Consider the following 17,075-nt stretch of genomic DNA (forward strand, 5'->3'; position numbering starts at 1 on the left):
GGAAGTAACTGGGTATACCTGGATCAACGGGAAGTAACCGGATGAAGGGGTCAGTGACCATGATGACGATCACCACCGGCACCGGCCAGGCGCAGTCATGAGCGGGGTCACCAATCCGGCCACGGTCCACGAGTGCCTCCGGGTGGGGGCCGGCTTCGCGCAGGGCGATCGAGCCTGGATCGCCGACCAGTTCGGCATGCTCGATTCCCGACTCGCCGCCTTCCACGCCGACGCCACCGAGCTGGAGGTGTCGGTCAAGAACCGGGAGACGAAGGGTCAAAAGGTCACCCTGGAGTGCTGGATCGCCGGCCGGCAGAAGATCGTCACCACCTCCGCGGAGGAGGACCTGCACGCGGCACTCAACGACGTCCGGGACGACCTGCGACGCCGCCTCAACGACGCGAAGACCCGACAGGAGCCCCGTCACAACAAACACCTACGCGACACCAGCCCGCCGCCGAGGGCAGCGCAGGACACCGACGACTGACGGTCCGCGCCGCCACCAGCTCAGACGTACCCGCCCTCCTCCGGCAGGACACGCGGAGGAGGGCTACCGTCCGGTAGCTGGCCGGCGTACCGTCGCTGTTGTGGAACCCGACGTGCTGGGGCCGCCCTACGAGCGGCACACGATCGACCTGGGCACCGACGACGAGGGGCCGGTGGTCGCGACCCTGGTGCGCCGCCGCGCCGAGCGGCCCACCAACCGTGCGGTGCTCCACGTGCACGGATATGTCGACTACTTCTTTCAGACCCACGTCGCTGACTACTTCGCCGCCCAGGGCTGGGACTTCTACGCCCTGGACCTGCGCAAGTACGGTCGCAGCCTGCTCCCGCACCAGACGGCGAACTTCTGCCTGGACCTCGATGACTACTTCCCGGAGCTGGACGCCGCCGCGAAGATCATCAGATCGGACGACGGGCACGACACTCTACTCGGCATGGGCCACTCCACCGGCGGCCTGATCATCTCGCTCTGGGCGCACGCCCGACGGGACGCCGGCGTGGTGGACGGGCTCTTCCTCAACAGCCCCTTCTTCGACCTGAACCTCCCCTGGGTGCTGCGGCGGCCCGGGGCGGCGGCCGTCGCACGCCTGGCCCACCGGGCACCCAAGCGCGTCCTCTCCCACGGCCTCGGCACCGTCTACGGCGAGAGCCTGCACGCCAACCACCATGGCGAGTGGAGCTACGACCTCGCCTGGAAGCCGCTCGGCGGATTCCCGATCCGGGCGGGCTGGTTGGCGGCGATCCGGCGCGGCCAACAACAGCTCCGTGCCGGGCTGAGCGTCCCGGCACCGATGCTCGTGGCCGCCTCGGCGCGCAGTTTCAAGGGGCTGAAATGGCGGGAGGCCGCCGCCAGCGCCGACTCGGTGCTGGATGTGGAGCACATGGCACGCTGGGCGCCCCGACTCGGCCGGCACGTCACCCTGCTCCGGGTGGACGGCGGGCTGCACGACCTCACGCTCTCCGCGCCCGCTGTCCGCGACACGGTCCTGACGGAGGTCGGACGATGGGCCAACGGATTCCTCGGCGCCGGGACCGCGGGCGGCGGACACCCGACGGCGCAGACGGCGCCGCCGACGCCCCGCCAGCCCGCGGAGGCGAAGTCGACGGCACCGCAGACCTGACCGCCGCCGGACGCGACCGCCACCACCCGCTCCCCCGCCGCCCTCGCCCACGGCGGTACCCTTCTCGGGCGACATTCCGCGACACGCGCCCGTAGCTCAGCGGATAGAGCAGGGGACTTCTAATCCCAAGGCCGCAGGTTCGAATCCTGCCGGGCGCACTCTCATGCAGCAGGCTTGACCTGCTGTTCTTACCCTTCTTGCGATCATTCCTACTGGAACCCTCCGATACTCTCGCCCCCTGTGAGCCCGAGGTGAGCCCGGGGCGCGCTTGGCGCCCCGACCAGAGATCAGGAGCTGCCGACCGGGTCACGGGTAACCCCTTCAGCCGCCGCACACCACCGTGTCGGCGTAGCGATCAAATTCTTCGGGCGTGTGAAACGCGGCGACGTAGCCGCCATCCTCCCCGCCCTCCCACCGCTTGGTAAGGATCGTGGCGGAGCCGGGCTGGCCGCGCAACTCGCTGATCCAGAACGGAAAGCTTTCCACTACGTCGTCGTTTGTATTCCATGCGCGCAGTTCGTAGATCTGGCCGTCATCTAAGGAGGGTGGTGGCGTCAGCTTCGTCTGCCAGCCCGCCGCCGGATCGAGCAGCACGATTTCCTCCGTGGTGTGGGCACCGCGACCGGGATTCCGCTCAAGCTGGATCACCTTGTCGGTGACCCCGCCGTCGTTCCTGCGGAGATAAAGGATGATCGCGTCGGTCCCAGCCTTCCCCCGGCACCAATCGAACACCCCGACCAACCGGCCGTCGGCGTCCAGCCGCACGCCGACCGCGCCCTCGGTAGCCGGGATGCATCCGGTCAGCCCGGCCAGTGCCAACGCACTTATCAGTACCAGCACCACCGTCCGTCGCATCCCACCAGCATGAGCATCGACGGTCACCAGACAATCACAACGAGTCGATCGAGCGATAACAATTCATTTTCAGCCGAGCCACAGGTAGCGCACAGCCGATACCTGAAATCAGCGGCCACAGTGCTGTCATGACTTCTCCTCGATCCGGTTCTGGTCGACCCACCCGTCGCGTCTTCCTGCTCGGTGGGCTCGCCGCCGCCCTCGGGGTCTCGGCGTGTGGCCGTACGACGGTCACCGGGGTCAACGACCCCTCGACGTCGGCCGCCTCCGTCGACACACCGACCATCCCGGTGTCGACCGAGCTGACGGGCAGCTACTCGATCGCCGACAGCGCCACCGGGACCCAGATCGACGTGACGGTCACCGGGGACAGTCGAATCATCCGCGCCAACGGACTGCCGAACCATCCGAGGGGTAGCTTCCCGAACGCCAACAACCCCCACACCGTCTCGGCCCAGACGTACGAGTTCCAGCTTCCGCTGCACGGAACGCCGGCCAGTAGCGTCACCAGGCTGGTCCTGCCGCAGCCCTTCGGCATCGCGATCAACGGAGTCCCCTTCGACCCCCTCGCCGCCGAGTGGTACCGACGGGACCCGGCGTCCGGCTGGACGATCGAGGCGATCGGGCCCACGGCAACCCTCGGGCTGGACGACAACAACGCCCACGTCCAGCCGACCGGGGCCTACCACTACCACGGCCTACCCACGGCTCTCGCCGGTCAACAGGACGCGAGCCGCCACTCCCCGCTGCTCGGCTGGGCCGGCGACGGCTTCCCCGTCTACGCGGGATTCGGCTACCGCGACGCGATGGACCCGACCTCCGGCATCACCGAGTTGACCTCCTCGTACCGACTCCGCTCCGGTCTGCGACCGGACGGCCCGGGCGGAGCGTACGACGGCACCTACACCGAGGACTTCGAGTTCGTGACGGGCCACGGCCTGCTCGATGTGGCCAATGGTCGACGCGGGGTCACGCCCGAGTATCCCGACGGCACCTACTACTACGTCCTCACCGACGCGTTCCCGTTCATCCCACGACAGTTCGTCGGCACCCTCGCGGAGAGCTTCCGCCACTCGGGACGCGGGGGTGGGCCTCGATAGTCGAGGAGCAGATTCATCGATGGCCGTCGTCGGCGATGCCGCCACCCGTGCGTCCTTGAGCCGTTTGTCATACCGGAATTCGACAATCAGTCATCCGACCTGACGGCCGAGGGAGATTCCATGCGCAAGCTCGTGCTCTACACGCTGATGTCGATGGACGGGGTGGTGGAGTCACCCGACCGCTACATTTTCGACTTCGACGAGGTGATGTACGCCAACCTCGCCCGGACGATCAAGAGTCAGGACACCGTGCTGCTCGGCCGACGGACCTACGACGAATGGGCGCCGTACTGGCCGACGGCGGAGGAGCAGCCCTTCGCCGACTTCATCAACGAGGTGCCGAAGTTCCTGCTCAGCTCGGCGACTCCGACAGTGCCGTGGGCCAACACCACGGTCGTCTCAAGTCCGGTCGCCGATCTCGTTCGCAGGCTCAAGGAGCGTCCGGGTGGCGACATCGGCGTCCACGGCAGTATTCGCCTCGCCCAGTCACTACTGGCGGACAATCTGGTCGACGAACTCCGGCTCGTCATCGCCCCGGCGGTACTGGGCTCCGGGCGGCGACTGCTCGGTGAGGGTGACGAGCAGCTACGGCAGTGGAATCTGCTGCGGCTTGAGGGAACCCCCTCCGGCGCCGTGCTGGCCGACTATCAACTCGCCCGCTGACGCACCACTACCACCGGCCCAACCCAGCTTGGCCCGGGCTGCCGCCGGGCGACGGTGACCCCTGCGACGCCTCAGGAGCGATCCAGGGTGACCGCCTCGGCGGGGGTGGGTGCGCTGCCGCCCAGGTGCGCCGGGAGCCACCAGGTGTCGTCGGGGCCGGCCGGGTTCTCCGGGTACTCGCGTTGGTTCCGGTCAACCAGGGCGCTCAGCCGCTCGGCCAGGTCGGCGGTCATTGCGTTTGCGTCCGGGTAGGCAGCCGGATCCATCGGCTCTCCGATCAGGATGGTGATCGGGGTGTGCCGCCGGTTGAGGGTGCGTGGCCGCCCCTTGGTCCACAGCCGCTGGGTTCCCCAGACCGCCATCGGCAGCACCGGCACGTTGGCTTCCCGGGCCATCCGGGTTGCGCCGCTCTTGAGATGCTTGACGGTGAAGGAACGGCTGATCGTCGCCTCGGGGAAGACGCCGACCACCTCGCCCTGCCGCAGCGCGGTGACTGCCTCGACGTAGGAGCCGGTTCCGGACCGGCGGTCGACCGGGATGTGCCGCATCCCCCGCATCAGTGGCCCGGAGATCCGGTGCGTGAACACGGACTTCTTGGCCATGAACCGGACCAACCGCTTCGACTCCCGCGCACCCAGGCCGCAGAAGATGAAGTCGAGGTAGCTGACGTGGTTGCTGGCGAGGACAGCGCCACCGGTACGTGGAACGTGGTGGGCGCCCTCAATGGTGATCTTCAGGTCGAGGACCCGGAACATCGTCTTAGCGGCGGCGATCACGGGCGGATACACGAGTTCCGGCATCCGCTGACCTTACCCCGGTCAGGGTGACCGCCCGGTAGGTGGAAGCCCCAGGTTTCTTCCCGGCTACCGGCCCCACGGTTGGATCGGGCGGGGCCCGCTCCCTCAGTCGCCGCGCTGGCGCAGGTCGAGCCGGCCTCGGGCGAACGCGTCCACCCGACCCCACCGACCCGGGATGTCCAGCACCTCGATCCGACCCATCCCCACCGGTAGGCGCGGCTCAACAGCCAGGTGGCCCTGGTGTGGCTCCAGTCCGAGCATTGTCCGCAGCAGCAACAACGGGGTGCCGGTGGACCAGGCCTGGGGCGTACAGGCGGTCGGATACTCGACCGGGAACTTGGTCAGCTCCCGTGGGTAGCCACCGAACGCCTCCGGAAGCCGGCCGTCGAAGTAGCGGGCGGCATCGAGGATGCCGCTGGCGACCGTCGCCGCCTCCTCCGCGAAGCCGTACTTGCGGAGACCCCAGGCCACGAACGAGTTGTCGAACGGCCAGATGGTGCCGTTGTGATAGCCGATCGGGTTGTATCGGGCCTCCCCCTTGGCCAGCGTCCGAACGCCCCAGCCAGAGAAGAGCCGTGGCCCGACCAGGTGTTCGGCGACTCTCGGTGCTCGCTCGTCGTCAACGATTCCGCTCCACAGCAGGTGCCCGATGTTGGAGCTGAGCACGTCGCACTGCCGGCCGTCCGGGTCCAGGGCGAGCGCGTAGTACCCACCGTCCTCCACCCACCACTCCCGGTTGAACCGTTCCTTGAGGTCCGCCGCCTCCCGCTCCAACTGCTCGGCAAACGCTGGATCGTCCCAGAACTCGCGGGCCAGCCGAGCCGCGCGCACCTTCGCGTCGTAGGCGTATCCCTGAACCTCACACGTGGCGCGGGGAAACGGCGGCAGCGTGCCGTCACGGTAGGAGATGGAGTCCCAGGAGTCCTTCCAACACTGGTTCTCCAGCCCGGTATCGGTGTTGCGTCGTTCGTACCAGATGTAGCCGTTACCAACCAGGTCGGCGTAGTTGTCAATCCACTTCAGCGCGGCCCGGCACTCGACCTGCAATGCGCGTACCAGGTCGGCGTCCCCACTCCACCGCTCGTACTCGTCGAGGAGCACGATGAACAGCGGGGTCGCGTCCACCGAACCGTAGTACGGCGAGTGTGGCTGCTCCTCGAAGGCCGCCGTCTCGCCGTACCGCATCTCGTGCAGGATCCGGCCCGGGTCCTCCTCCCGGAAGTCGTCACAGCGGGTGCCCTGGAGGGCGGCGAGGATCTGTAGCGTTGTCTTGGACAGCTCCGGGGTGAACGGCAGCACCTGCAGGCAGGTCAGGATGCTGTCCCGGCCAAACATGGTCATGAACCACGGCAGACCGGCAGCCGGTAGCGCCGCCCCACCCAGTGAGAACGGGACGAAGCGCAGCGCCGCCAGGTCGACCAGACAGCGGTGGTACGTCGTGGTCAGATCTTCGCGTTCACTGTTGACCGTGGGGGCGTTGGCGATCCACTCCTTGAGGTCCTGTTGCAGGGCGAGCCGCTCGGCACTGTGCGCCCGGAGGCCCATTCGCAGGTCCCGGCCACCGGGGCCGAGCGTCAGGGTTCGGACGTCGATGTCCGCCACCCACTGCTCGTTCGCCGAAAGGTGGAGGGTGTACGTGAAGCCCCCCTCGTCGAACCGCGCCGGCACCGACGAGGTAATCATGGTTTCTCGCCGGAAGTTGCCGCGCCGGTAGCCCAGCCGCAGCCGGTCCGACTCGGCCTCGGTGTAGATCTCGCCCTTCTTACTCAGCAGTTCGTCCTTGATCTCGAACAGGTCGGCGAAATCGGCTGCCGCCTCCATCCGGACCTCCAGCTCGACCGGGTTCTCGTCGTGATTGAGAATGGTGAGCGTCTCCCGGAAGCTTCCCCCCACCGCCCGTTCCCGGACGACTGAGAGCTTGGCGTCCACATAGTGCGTCGCCGCCCCCGGCACCAGGAAGAACCGCGCCTCGTAGTACTGCAGGTCGTCGTAGGAGAGCGGGTTGAGCCGCTCACCGTTTATCGTCAGCACCCAGGTGGACAGAAAGCGGGTGTCGAGCGAGAAGAGACCGGTCGGCTCGGTCGGGGTCGCCTCGATGTCCCCGGTCTCCTCGGAGACCACGAAGGTGTTGCCGTCGAGGATGCGCACGGTGTTGCTCGGCATCACCGAACCTCCCGCTCGAAGGCTGGGCGGGGCCCACGCGAGTGCGGGTCGCCGGGGAAGAGCCGCTCTACCTGGACGAAGAGTCGCGGATCGCCGCTGACCGTCAGGTCACCCCGCAGGCTGGCCGCGATGCCGTGCTTCCGACCGGCGGCCAGCTCCTCGAAGAGCGCCGGGCTGAGCCCGATGGTCGCGTCGGCCTTGAGATCCTCCCGGCTCACCCGCAACTGCCCCCGGTCGATCCGGACGAACCAGTGCGTGGTGTGCGCCCCCTCGTGCAGGTCGAACCGCACCGTCCCGGTGGTCTTCATCAACAGCGGCTCGTAGCCCCGTCGCTCGAGATCCTTGAAGAAGGCCGTGGTCGCTTCCGACATGGGTCTCCCCTCCCACCGGTACCCTCCACGCGGCTGGGCGCCCGTGGCGTCCGGACGGCGTGCGTCACCTCCACGCACGGGTCCCCGATCCGGACGCGGTCAACCTCGCCCGGATCGGGTGAGATCGTGGGCCGGGCCGCGCTAGTTGTTCGGGTCGTCCGCGCTGATGTCCGCGAGTACCGACTGCGGTTCGCGCTCCACTGCCAGGTCCCCCATCGAGACCAGGCCGATCAGCTGCCCGTCCTCGACCACCGGCAGGCGGCGCACCGCGTACGTCCGCATCAGGTCGGCGGCGGCGACGGCGTCGTCGTACTGGCTGACCGTGATCACATCCCGGGTGGTGATCTCGTTCAACCGGGTCGAGGCTGGGTTCATGTTCTCCGCCACCGCCCGGACGGCAATGTCACGGTCTGTCACGATACCAACGACGTTTTCACCGTCCGTTACCACGACATCCCCAATCGCGCAGTCCCGCATCTCCTGGGCGGCCGCGATGAGCGTGTCGTTGCCATCCATCGTCACCAACCGGGTCGTCATGAACTCTCCGACCGTTGTCATGGTGCTCCCCTCTCGCTGTCGGCACCGCGGACTACCCCCACGAGGCGGCAGGTAACGAGCCCGGACGCGATAGGGATGCTGCTCAGCCGCGCGGAGGCAGGCCGTAGACGCGCTCGACGTGCAGCCGCAGCACCAGCCGGCGCTGCGCCACCATCTCCCGGCGGAAGTCGTCCCAGTCGGGGTGTTCACCCTGCATCGCGCGGTAGAGGGCGACTAGCTCCTCAACCGTGGCGTCGCCCGCCTGCTCGGCGACCGGAGTCAACTCGGCTCGCCCCTCGGCGACCGCGTACGCCCAGCCGTCGGCGCTGCTGACGTGGAAGCTGACCCGCGGATCCCGGCGCAGGTTGGCGACCTTGGCGCGGCCGTCGGTGACCGAGATCCGGATCAGCCCGGCCGCCGGGTCGTACTCGTAGAGCACGGTGGAGAGCTGCGCTGGCCCGTCCCGCCGCAGCGTCGCCAGCACACCCATCCGGTGCCCCGCGATGAGCTCGAGCAGCGGCGCCTGGCTCTGGTCAGTCACGGTTACCTCCCTCGTCGGGTCACCACAATCCAAACACGTCGGCGCCGCCCGCGGGGAGCATGGACGGCGCCGACGAAGCCGGCTCAGGCGCGCTCGGCGGCGACCAGTTCGGCGATCTGCACGGCGTTGAGCGCCGCCCCCTTCCGCAGGTTGTCGTTGGCACAGAAAAGGGCCAGACCGTGTTCGACGGTCTGGTCGGCACGGATTCGGCCCACGTAGGTCGGGTCCTGACCGGCTGCCTGCAACGGCGTGGGCACCTCGGAGAGGGCGACGCCGGGCGCGTCGGCCAGCAACTCCCGGGCGCACTGCGGGGTGATCGGCCGGGCAAAGCGAGCGTTGACCTGAAGCGAGTGCCCGGTGAAGACGGGCACCCGGACGCAGGTGCCGGAGACCTTGAGCTCGGGGATCTCAAGGATCTTGCGGCTCTCGTTCCGCAGCTTCTGCTCCTCGTCGGTCTCCTCGGATCCATCGTCAACGATCGATCCGGCGAGCGGGAGCACGTTGAACGCGATCGACTGTGCGAAGGACCGGGGCACCGGGAAGTCCACGGCCGCGCCGTCGAAGGTGAGGCCGCTGGCGTGCTCGGCCACCTTCCGGACCTGCTCGTCCAGCTCAGCCACGCCGGAGAGGCCGGCACCGGAGACCGCCTGGTACGTCGAGACGACGAGACTCACCAGCTCCGCCTCGGCGTGCAGCGGACGCAGCACCGGCATCGCGGCCATCGTGGTGCAGTTCGGGTTGGCGATGATCCCTCGGGGCCGCTGCCGGGCGGCATGCGGGTTCACCTCGGCGACGACGAGCGGCACCGCCGGGTCCATCCGAAATGCCGACGAGTTGTCGATCACCACGGCTCCGGCCTCGGCGACCCGGGGGGCCAGCTCCCGGGCGGTGTCCTTGCCGGCCGAGAAGAGAACGATGTCCAGCCCCGAGTAGTCGGCGGCGGCAGCGTCCTCCACCATCAGTTCGCCGCCGCGCCACGGCAGGGTCCGCCCCGCCGACCTCGCGGAGGCGAACAGCCGAACCTGTTCCGCAGGGAACTCCCGCTCCGCCAACACCTGTCGCATTACCCCACCGACCTGGCCGGTGGCCCCCACAATGCCGATCCTCATGCCCGCGAGGCTACCCAGCCGCGCCCGCCAACCGGGAACCCTTTCCCACCGCCCGGACCTGGCGATCCGGGCGGCGGCCGGTCAGCGGGTGCTGGTAACGACCTCCCCCAGGCCGGTCGCCGCCAGCTCGGCCCGGATCAGGGCGGCGTCACCCTCGATCACCAGCGTCAGCTCCTCCGGGTGCAGGTGCGCGGCGGCGGCGGCCGAGACCTCCTCGACATCGGCGGCGAGCAGCGACTCGCGTAGCCGGGCGTGGTGATCGTCTGGCAGGTCGTGGACAACCAACGTGGTCAGCGCCGCGGCGATCGCCCGGGGCGTCTGCAACTCGACCGAGAGCTGGCCGGCCAGCCAGGAGCGGGCCACCGCCAGCTCCGGATCGGTCACCCCGGTCTGCTGGGTACGGGCGATCTCGCCGACCGCCTCGACCAACGCGGGCGCGGTCACTGCGGTTTGCACGCCGGAGCTGACCGCGAACCGCCCGAACCGGCGAGACGACGCGAAGTCGCCCCGGATCCCGTACGTGTAGCCCCGCACCTCACGGATCAGGTGGTTGAGCCGGGAGGTGAAGGCGCCGCCGAGAACGGTGCCGGCGAGCCGCATCGGCACATGATCGGGATGCGCGCGGTGCGGCGACGGATGCCCGAGCCGCAGCGTCGACTGCACCGAACCCGGCCGGTCCACCAGGATGATCTTGCGTCCGTCGCGGGGGGCGACCTCGACCGGACCGCCCCGGTCCACCGGACCGCCACCGGTGCCGGCGAACGCCGTCGCGCACAGTGTGTCCAGGTCGAGTCGCTCCAGATCGCCGGCGACGATCAGAGTCCCCGGCCGAAGGAACCACTCCGAATGGAAGATGCGGATGTCCTCGACATCCAGGGCGGCCACCGTGTCCGGATCGCCGTACAGCGGCTGGCCCCAGCGGTTCTCGGCGCCGAACAGGTCCGCCCGCAGCGCGGCATCGGCCCGCGGACCCGGATTCGCCCAGTCCATTCGCTGGGCGGTCGCCTCGTCGTCACGAACCCGCCGGACATCGGCCGGTTCCAGCCGGGGCGTACGCACCGCCTCGGCCAACAGCTCCACCGCGGCGGGCAGCCGATCCACCGGGACCTGCACGCTCACCTGGAAGGAGTCCCAGTCCAGCCCGGCCACCAGCTCGGTGCCGAGCGCCTCGATGGCCAGTGCGTAGGCCGTCGCGTCCCGTTGCGCTGTCCCCTCCTCCAGGGCCTTGGCGAGCACCGCGCCCAGCCCCTCTCGCCCCCGTGGTTCGCGACCGGCGCCGGCATCGAGCAACAGCAGCGCCACCGCCAGCGACTGCCCCGGCAGGTGTGCGGCGACCAACTGTCCACCCGCGACACTGCGCCGGACCACCTGCGGAAACCGATACGGGCGGGCGACTCCCGGACCGGGCCGGGTGCTGATCAGCGTCATGAGCTCTCCTCGGGCAGGTAGGTCAGGGTCACCCGGTCGGCGGCGAGCACCTCGGCGGCCACCGCCGTGATCTGCTCGGCGGTCACCGCCAGCCGCGCCGGCAGCCGCTCGGCCGCCCGGCGCGGGTCGCCGAACTGTGTCGCGTACCGGCCAAGGGTGTCGGCACGGCCCTCCACCGTGGACATCTGCCGCCACCAGGCGGTGCTGATCAGCGCCTTGGCCCGGTCCAGTTCCGCTGCGGTGACCGGGACCGTGGCCAGCTCGTCAACAACCTCGCCCAACCCGGCGGCCAACCGCTCGGCCGGCACTCCGGGGCGGGCGGTGGCCGTGGCGATCAACGGCGCCGGGGCGTATGCCAGGTCCACCCCGTACGCCCCGACCAGGTCCGGCTGCGCGATCCGTTCCCCGTCGGCGAGCCGTTGGTAGAGCCGGCTGCCCCGCCCGCTACCGAGAACGGTGGCAAGCACACTGGTCACGTCGTAGCCGGCGGTGCCGAACGGGTGGGTACGGTGCGCGACGTACACCCGGGGCGCGGGAACCTCGGTGACGACCGTCTCCGTCGTCGCCGCGCCGATGCCGGGAACGTGCTGGCCGTCCGGCGCGGCCGGGATCTCCGGGCGGGGTGGGATCGCGCCGAAGTACTTCTCGGCCAGGGCGAACACCTCGACGGCGGAGGTGTCGCCGACGACTGTGAGGACAGCGTTGTTCGGGGCGTAGTACGCGCGGTGGAACGCCTGGAAGGTGGGGAGGTCGGCGGCGTTCAGGTCGGCCATCGAGCCGATCGTCGCGTGGTGGTACGGGTGACCCGGCGGGTAGAGCAGCGGCAGCAGCCGCAGCCACGCGTCGCCGTACGGGACGTTCTCGTAGCGCTGCCGCCGCTCGTTCTTGACCACGTCACGCTGGTTGTCCAGCGTCTCCTGGGTCAGCGCCGGCACCAACCCGCCCATCCGGTCGGCCTCGAGCCAGAGAGTCAGCTCAAGGTGCTCGGCGGGGACCGTCTCGAAGTAGTTGGTGCGATCGGGGTTGGTGGTGGCGTTGAGTGACCCCCCACACCCCTGGATGAGCTTCATGTGCTCGGTCTTCGCCACGTTCGTCGAGCCCTCGAACATCAGGTGCTCGAAGAGGTGGGCGAAGCCGGTCTGCCCTTCCGGCTCGTGTCGGGAGCCGATGTCGTACCAGAGGTTCACGGCCACGGCTGGGGCGGTGCGGTCCTCGCTCACCACCACGCGCAGGCCGTTGTCCAGTCGGGTTGTCTCGATGGGCCAGGGAAAACCGCTGTCGGGCATGGGAGGACGCTATCCGATCTCCGGGGCGCACGGACGGTACGCCGCGGGGCGGGGCCCGACACGTCGGCCTGAGCCGCGGGGCGAGGCCCGACGCACCGACTCAACCGCGAGCCCCGCCGACTCGCTCAGCGGAACGGGCCGCGCACCTCGTAGGTGATGCCACCGGAGGACCATCCGGAGGTTCCGCGCTGGGACGAGAAGTAGAACCGCGTGCCGTCGGGGGAGAACGCCGGACCGCAGATCTCCGACCAGGACTGACCCGTGATCCGCAGGAACGGGGCGACGACCTCGTCCGGTGTGATGATGTTGATCTCCATATTGCCACCGTCCTCGGCGACGTAGAGGTCACCGCCGGGGGTACCCGTGATGTTGTCCACCCCGGTCAGCGGTGCGGTGCCGGAGACCAACGAGTCGTCGTACGCCAGGTCGATGCGCTCGTTGACCGCGTCGTAGGCCCAGACCCGGTTGTCCCCCTTCGTGGTGAACCAACAGGTCCCGTCGGCGTACCAGCAGCCCTCACCGCCGTTGAACCGCTTCGCCCCGGAGACCTGGTCTCGGGTGTACCTCGGCCAGCCGTCCGGGTCGGGCACCGGGGCCCAGGCCACCGGGCCGCTGGTGGCGGTGCCCGCCACCAGTACCTCCAGGGTGCCGGCCGAAAGGTCCCCCCAGGTCATCGGCCGGAACCGGTAGAGGCAGCCGTCACTCTCGTCCTCGGTGAGGTAGATCACCTGTCGGTCCGGGTCGCAGGCCGCGGCCTCGTGCTTGAACCGACCCATCGCGTCTCGCCGGATGGCGGTCGCGCCGCCCTGGGGGTAGGTCTCGTAGACGTAGCCGCGGCGGACCTCCTCGCAGGAGAGCCACGTCTCCCACGGTGTCGCCCCACCCGCGCAGTTCTGCCGGGTGCCCGACAGGATCTGGTAGGCCGAGGCGATGCTGCCGTCGGCGTCGAATCGGATCGCCGACGCGCCACCACCGGGAGTGATCTCCGAGTTCGAGACGTAGATCCAGCCGGCACCGGCGGCGAAGCAGGCGCCGCCGTCGGGCGCGTCGTGCCAGGTGTATGCGGTACCAGTAACGGACTGCCGGGACCGGGCCACCACCCGACTGGCGAATCCCACGGGTAGCTGGATGCCCAGGGCGTCGGCCGACTGAAGGGGTCCGTAGGGGCTCTCGCCGGGCTGGGCGGGGTCGGCCAGCGCGGCACCAGCCCAGAGGCTGCCGGAGAAGGCCGCGGCGCCACCGGCGACGCCAGCTCGGAGCAGAGTACGACGATCCATCAAAACCTCCGGGAGAGGGAGTGGCCGGTCGCTGCTGCCACGAAGCTACCGATATCGCCATCGAAGATGGTAAAAATGAGATGAGCTTTTCGGTACGGGCGGGTGGCCGTTGCCGTCGAGTCGGGTAGACTCGCCGACGTGACACGCGCGTATCGATGGTTTAGGCAGCCGGCTCTCCCGCCGGTGACCTCATCGTGAGCTGACGTCACCCGCACAGAGCCGGCAAGGCAGGAGCTTCCGCTCCTGCCTTTTTGCGTACGAGCAGCCGGCTCTCCCCGGGCACCGGCCCCGGGCACGGTCGGCGAAGGGATGCCCACCGTGACCACCTCCGAGACGAACCGGATCAGCGACCAGCGGATCGACCGTGTGGTGCCGCTGACCACCCCGGCACTGCTACACCACGAGCTGCCCCTGGACAGTTCGCTCACCTCGGCCGTACTCACTGGCAGACGGGCCGTCGGCCGAGTCTTGGACCGCGCCGACGACCGCCTCCTGGTGGTAGTCGGCCCCTGTTCGGTACATGACCCGGTCGCCGCCCTCGCCTACGCTCACCGGCTCCGCGAGCTCGCCGATCGGCTCGCCGACGACCTACTCGTGGTGATGCGGGTCTACTTCGAGAAGCCGCGCTCAACCGTCGGCTGGAAGGGGCTTATCAACGACCCGGGACTGGACGGTTCCGGTGATGTGAACACGGGCCTGCGCCGGGCCCGTGCGCTCCTGATCGACGTGCTGCGCCTGGGCCTCCCGGTCGGTTGCGAGTTCCTGGACCCGATCACCCCGCAGTACATCGCCGACACGGTGGCCTGGGGCGCGATCGGCGCCCGGACCGTGGAGAGCCAGGTGCACCGCCAGCTCGCCTCCGGCCTGTCGATGCCGATCGGAATGAAGAACCGTCCCGACGGCAGCATCTCCACCGCGACGGACGCCATCCGGGCGGCCGGCGTGCCGCACGTCTTCCCCGGCATCGACGCCTCCGGCACCCCAGCGATCATGCACACCCGCGGTAACACCGACGGCCACCTGGTGCTGCGCGGTGGCGGCAACCAGCCGAACTACGACGCCGAATCGGTGACGGACGCGCTGGCGCTGCTGCGCGACGCCGGGCTTCCCGAACGGCTGGTCATCGACGCCAGCCACGCCAACAGCGGCAAGGACCACCGTAACCAGCCGCTCGTCGCCGCCGACGTGGCCGCCCAACTCGCCGGAGGCCAGCACGGCATCGTCGGCGTCATGCTGGAGAGCTTCCTGCTCGCAGGTCGGCAGGACCTGGACCCGACCCGCGAGCTGACCTACGGGCAGTCGATCACCGACGCCTGTATCGGCTGGGACACCACCGAGGAGGTCCTGGCCGACCTGGCCGCCGCCGTGCGCACCCGACGGCGGGCTCCGGCCGTCACCCCTGTCTGATCGCCGGGCGGGTGGTTTACGGGGTACGGCCTCGGGTAGTTGGGCGCCGTGACCGACAACCCACCCGTAACCGCGGTGCCCGAGACCGAGTCGGACCTGCGCCGCCTCGACGACCTGCTCGAGGATCTCTACCGAGGCCAGGAACGGATCAGCCAGGGCGACATCTACCGGCGGGCGGTCGCCGCCCAGATGCCGGCGGGGCTGCTCACCCGCATCGGCGGACTACCCGAGGGCGAGTACTCCGTGGACGAGGCGGCTGACCTGCTGGGCGGGTCGGCCGCCTGAGCGGGCCTCCTCCGACGAGCCGGTCCACGGTCAGGCGGTCCGGCGACACCCGGGGGCGCGCAACCGGTGATCCGACGCGAAGGAGAGTGACATGTCCCAGCCCCCCCAGCGGCGCTCGGAGCAGCACGAGCAGCTCGAGGCTCTCGGCCAGCCGCCGGAGGGCCGGGACACGCTGCCCGAGCCGGACTTCGCCAAGGAACACGATGTCACGGCGGTCGATCGGGACATCATCACCGGCGCGGACGCCGACGAGCGGGAGGAGGAGTCTCCCCGCGGTTGGTCTGGCGAGGAGAGCTGAGTGCGATCGCGGGTGGGCCGGGGTAACCCCGACCCGCCCGCGATCGCACGATGGATGTTTCGCCCTGCCGACTACTCCTCGTTTCGCTCGGCAGCCTGCTGAGCTTTCGCGTACGCCAGCTGCATGAAGTCCGACGCCGTCACGGCGGTGAGAGCGGTGGCGACGAGACGGGTCAGACGCGGCGCCAGCACCAGCCCACCGGTGAGCCCGGTGGCCACCCAGACGGCCAGACAGAAGGGGCAACTGAGCAGCTCACCGACGGCATGCCGGGTGGAGCTGCCCGAGTCGCGCACCTCCTCCATCACCTCGCCGCTGCCGATCGGCCGCGCGTAGCGGGTGAACGGGGCCCGCAGCGGACTGGTCACGGCATCCTTGGAGAGCAACCGGCTGAGCTTGTGGGTCGCGACGGCCAGCAGGACCACGTCGACTGTCGCGGGCCGCTCCGGCACCGGCCGCCGAGTCGCCTTCACCAGCCCGGCGATCATGGCCGTCACCCCGGCGTAGGCGCCCATGGCCACGAGATAGCCGCCGAGCGGCCGGTATTCGTATGGCGCGTAGGCCCGACCCAGACGAGTCACTTTCGCCTTCAACTCGGTCACCGGTCTCCCTCGGTCTGGTAACCGGGCCGAACGGCCCGGCGATTGCGCCGGCTCAGCCCGCCTGGAGGTTGTCGTCCACCGCCCGGGCGAGGTCGGCCAACGCCTCGTCCACCAGCCGGTCGGCGGTGCCACCGGTCAGGTCAAGCCGGATCCAGGCCCCACCAGCGTCGGCCGGGTCGACCCGGATCTGGGCGGTCCAGTCCCCGGTGGCCCGCCAGCACGCCGTCAGCTCCGCCCGGCGGACTTCAGTAGCCGGCCGACCGCCGGCACGGAGCGGCTCGGGAAGCCACGCCGACATCCGGTTCGGGTCGACCGCCGTGTTGAACACGACCTCCGGGGGCGCCGACATGCCCCGCTCAGCCGACGCCATCACGCCTCCCGCAGTCGGCTCGGGTCGACCTCCCGCCCCGGGCGCCGGGCGAGGTACTCGGTCTCGAGTTCGGCGGTCCGGCGCAGGTGAGTGGCGAGCGCCGCGTCGGCCGCGTGCCGCAGGGTGTCCAGCCGCGTTCGGTGCAGACTGCGCAACTCACGGATCAGGTCGGCATCGCCGAGCTCAGCAGGGTCGATGCCGAGCACCTCGCCGTCGGAGTCCGCGGTGCCGGAGGCCCGGTCGTGCAGGTGGTCTCCATCCCATTCGGGCATCCGCTGCTCCGGGCTCGGGTACTCGTCCCGCCGCACGGATCCGGTCATCATCGCCCCCTTCACTGTTCTGGGCTGGCGTCTGGCCGGATGCC

20 protein-coding genes and 1 tRNA gene are annotated in these 17,075 nt (G+C 69.6%); 8 read left to right on the forward strand and 13 right to left on the reverse strand.

Features of this window, described 5'->3' with window-relative positions; genetic code table 11:
- Positions 1–97: 97 nt before the first annotated feature.
- From STROP_RS17880 to STROP_RS17890, 3 genes are all read left to right on the forward strand, one after another.
- Complete coding sequence (locus STROP_RS17880) at positions 98–487, forward strand: HPF/RaiA family ribosome-associated protein (RefSeq protein WP_012014763.1); 390 nt, start codon at positions 98–100, stop codon at positions 485–487.
- 100 nt (positions 488–587) lie between these two features.
- Positions 588–1,625, forward strand: coding sequence for an alpha/beta hydrolase (locus STROP_RS17885; protein ID WP_012014764.1), 1,038 nt, complete (start codon positions 588–590; stop codon positions 1,623–1,625).
- 85 nt (positions 1,626–1,710) lie between these two features.
- A tRNA-Arg gene (locus tag STROP_RS17890) sits at positions 1,711–1,783 on the forward strand.
- A 163-nt stretch (positions 1,784–1,946) separates the two neighbouring features.
- On the opposite strand, the gene STROP_RS17895 is transcribed toward STROP_RS17890, so the two are convergent.
- Positions 1,947–2,480 carry a hypothetical protein gene (locus tag STROP_RS17895; protein WP_018831513.1) on the reverse strand — a complete coding sequence of 178 codons (534 nt, stop codon included), beginning with the start codon at positions 2,478–2,480 and terminating at the stop codon, positions 1,947–1,949.
- A 128-nt stretch (positions 2,481–2,608) separates the two neighbouring features.
- On the opposite strand from STROP_RS17895, the gene STROP_RS17900 reads away from it, so the two are divergent.
- The gene (locus STROP_RS17900) at positions 2,609–3,580 is read left to right on the forward strand and encodes a YHYH protein (protein ID WP_012014766.1); all 972 of its coding nucleotides are present in this window, start codon (positions 2,609–2,611) and stop codon (positions 3,578–3,580) included.
- 120 nt (positions 3,581–3,700) lie between these two features.
- Positions 3,701–4,243, forward strand: coding sequence for a dihydrofolate reductase family protein (locus STROP_RS17905; protein WP_012014767.1), 543 nt, complete (start codon positions 3,701–3,703; stop codon positions 4,241–4,243).
- Between the two features lie 71 nt (positions 4,244–4,314).
- Here STROP_RS17905 and STROP_RS17910 read toward each other — a convergent pair whose 3' ends face one another.
- From STROP_RS17910 to STROP_RS17950, 9 genes are all read right to left on the reverse strand, one after another.
- A complete protein-coding gene (locus STROP_RS17910) occupies positions 4,315–5,043 on the reverse strand; it encodes a lysophospholipid acyltransferase family protein (protein WP_012014768.1) in 729 nt (242 codons plus the stop codon).
- Between the two features lie 102 nt (positions 5,044–5,145).
- Entirely contained in the window at positions 5,146–7,203 is a 2,058-nt protein-coding gene (locus STROP_RS17915) for an amylo-alpha-1,6-glucosidase (protein ID WP_012014769.1), read from the reverse strand.
- Positions 7,203–7,574, reverse strand: a complete 372-nt coding sequence (locus STROP_RS17920) for an SCP2 sterol-binding domain-containing protein (protein WP_012014770.1) — start codon at positions 7,572–7,574, stop codon at positions 7,203–7,205. Before STROP_RS17920 ends, STROP_RS17915 begins: the two co-directional genes overlap by 1 nt.
- A 141-nt stretch (positions 7,575–7,715) precedes the next feature.
- A complete protein-coding gene (locus STROP_RS17925) occupies positions 7,716–8,132 on the reverse strand; it encodes a CBS domain-containing protein (RefSeq protein ID WP_012014771.1) in 417 nt (138 codons plus the stop codon).
- 82 nt (positions 8,133–8,214) lie between these two features.
- Positions 8,215–8,652 (reverse strand): PPOX class F420-dependent oxidoreductase, encoded by a 438-nt coding sequence (locus STROP_RS17930; RefSeq protein ID WP_012014772.1) that lies wholly within the window; start codon positions 8,650–8,652, stop codon positions 8,215–8,217.
- Positions 8,653–8,735: 83 nt separating this feature from the next.
- Positions 8,736–9,761, reverse strand: a complete 1,026-nt coding sequence (locus STROP_RS17935) for an aspartate-semialdehyde dehydrogenase (RefSeq protein ID WP_012014773.1) — start codon at positions 9,759–9,761, stop codon at positions 8,736–8,738.
- A gap of 81 nt (positions 9,762–9,842) precedes the next feature.
- Entirely contained in the window at positions 9,843–11,189 is a 1,347-nt protein-coding gene (locus tag STROP_RS17940) for a M16 family metallopeptidase (RefSeq protein WP_012014774.1), read from the reverse strand.
- The gene (locus tag STROP_RS17945; RefSeq protein WP_012014775.1) at positions 11,186–12,475 is read right to left on the reverse strand and encodes a M16 family metallopeptidase; all 1,290 of its coding nucleotides are present in this window, start codon (positions 12,473–12,475) and stop codon (positions 11,186–11,188) included. The genes STROP_RS17940 and STROP_RS17945 overlap by 4 nt, the downstream gene beginning before the upstream one ends.
- Positions 12,476–12,600: 125 nt before the next feature.
- Positions 12,601–13,752 (reverse strand): alkaline phosphatase PhoX, encoded by a 1,152-nt coding sequence (locus STROP_RS17950; RefSeq protein ID WP_012014776.1) that lies wholly within the window; start codon positions 13,750–13,752, stop codon positions 12,601–12,603.
- A gap of 309 nt (positions 13,753–14,061) precedes the next feature.
- On the opposite strand from STROP_RS17950, the gene STROP_RS17955 reads away from it, so the two are divergent.
- From STROP_RS17955 to STROP_RS17965, 3 genes are all read left to right on the forward strand, one after another.
- Entirely contained in the window at positions 14,062–15,159 is a 1,098-nt protein-coding gene (locus tag STROP_RS17955) for a 3-deoxy-7-phosphoheptulonate synthase (RefSeq protein WP_028565758.1), read from the forward strand.
- A gap of 39 nt (positions 15,160–15,198) precedes the next feature.
- Positions 15,199–15,444, forward strand: a complete 246-nt coding sequence (locus tag STROP_RS17960; RefSeq protein ID WP_025619607.1) for a hypothetical protein — start codon at positions 15,199–15,201, stop codon at positions 15,442–15,444.
- A 91-nt stretch (positions 15,445–15,535) separates the two neighbouring features.
- On the forward strand, positions 15,536–15,742 hold the full coding sequence (locus STROP_RS17965) for a hypothetical protein (RefSeq protein WP_012014779.1): 207 nt from the start codon (positions 15,536–15,538) through the stop codon (positions 15,740–15,742).
- 71 nt (positions 15,743–15,813) lie between these two features.
- Here the strand turns inward: STROP_RS17965 and STROP_RS17970 are convergent, their stop codons facing one another.
- The 3 genes from STROP_RS17970 to STROP_RS17980 are packed head-to-tail and all read right to left on the reverse strand — an operon-like array spanning position 15,814 to position 17,034.
- A complete protein-coding gene (locus STROP_RS17970; RefSeq protein WP_012014780.1) occupies positions 15,814–16,341 on the reverse strand; it encodes a DUF1360 domain-containing protein in 528 nt (175 codons plus the stop codon).
- Between the two features lie 52 nt (positions 16,342–16,393).
- The gene (locus tag STROP_RS17975; RefSeq protein ID WP_012014781.1) at positions 16,394–16,711 is read right to left on the reverse strand and encodes a hypothetical protein; all 318 of its coding nucleotides are present in this window, start codon (positions 16,709–16,711) and stop codon (positions 16,394–16,396) included.
- Positions 16,711–17,034: a DUF6158 family protein gene (locus STROP_RS17980; RefSeq protein WP_018831505.1), complete on the reverse strand. Its 324-nt coding sequence runs from the start codon at positions 17,032–17,034 to the stop codon at positions 16,711–16,713. Before STROP_RS17980 ends, STROP_RS17975 begins: the two co-directional genes overlap by 1 nt.
- Between the last annotated feature and the right edge of the window lie 41 nt (positions 17,035–17,075).

It is taken from the genome of Salinispora tropica CNB-440, assembly GCF_000016425.1.
Lineage (GTDB): Bacteria > Actinomycetota > Actinomycetes > Mycobacteriales > Micromonosporaceae > Micromonospora > Micromonospora tropica.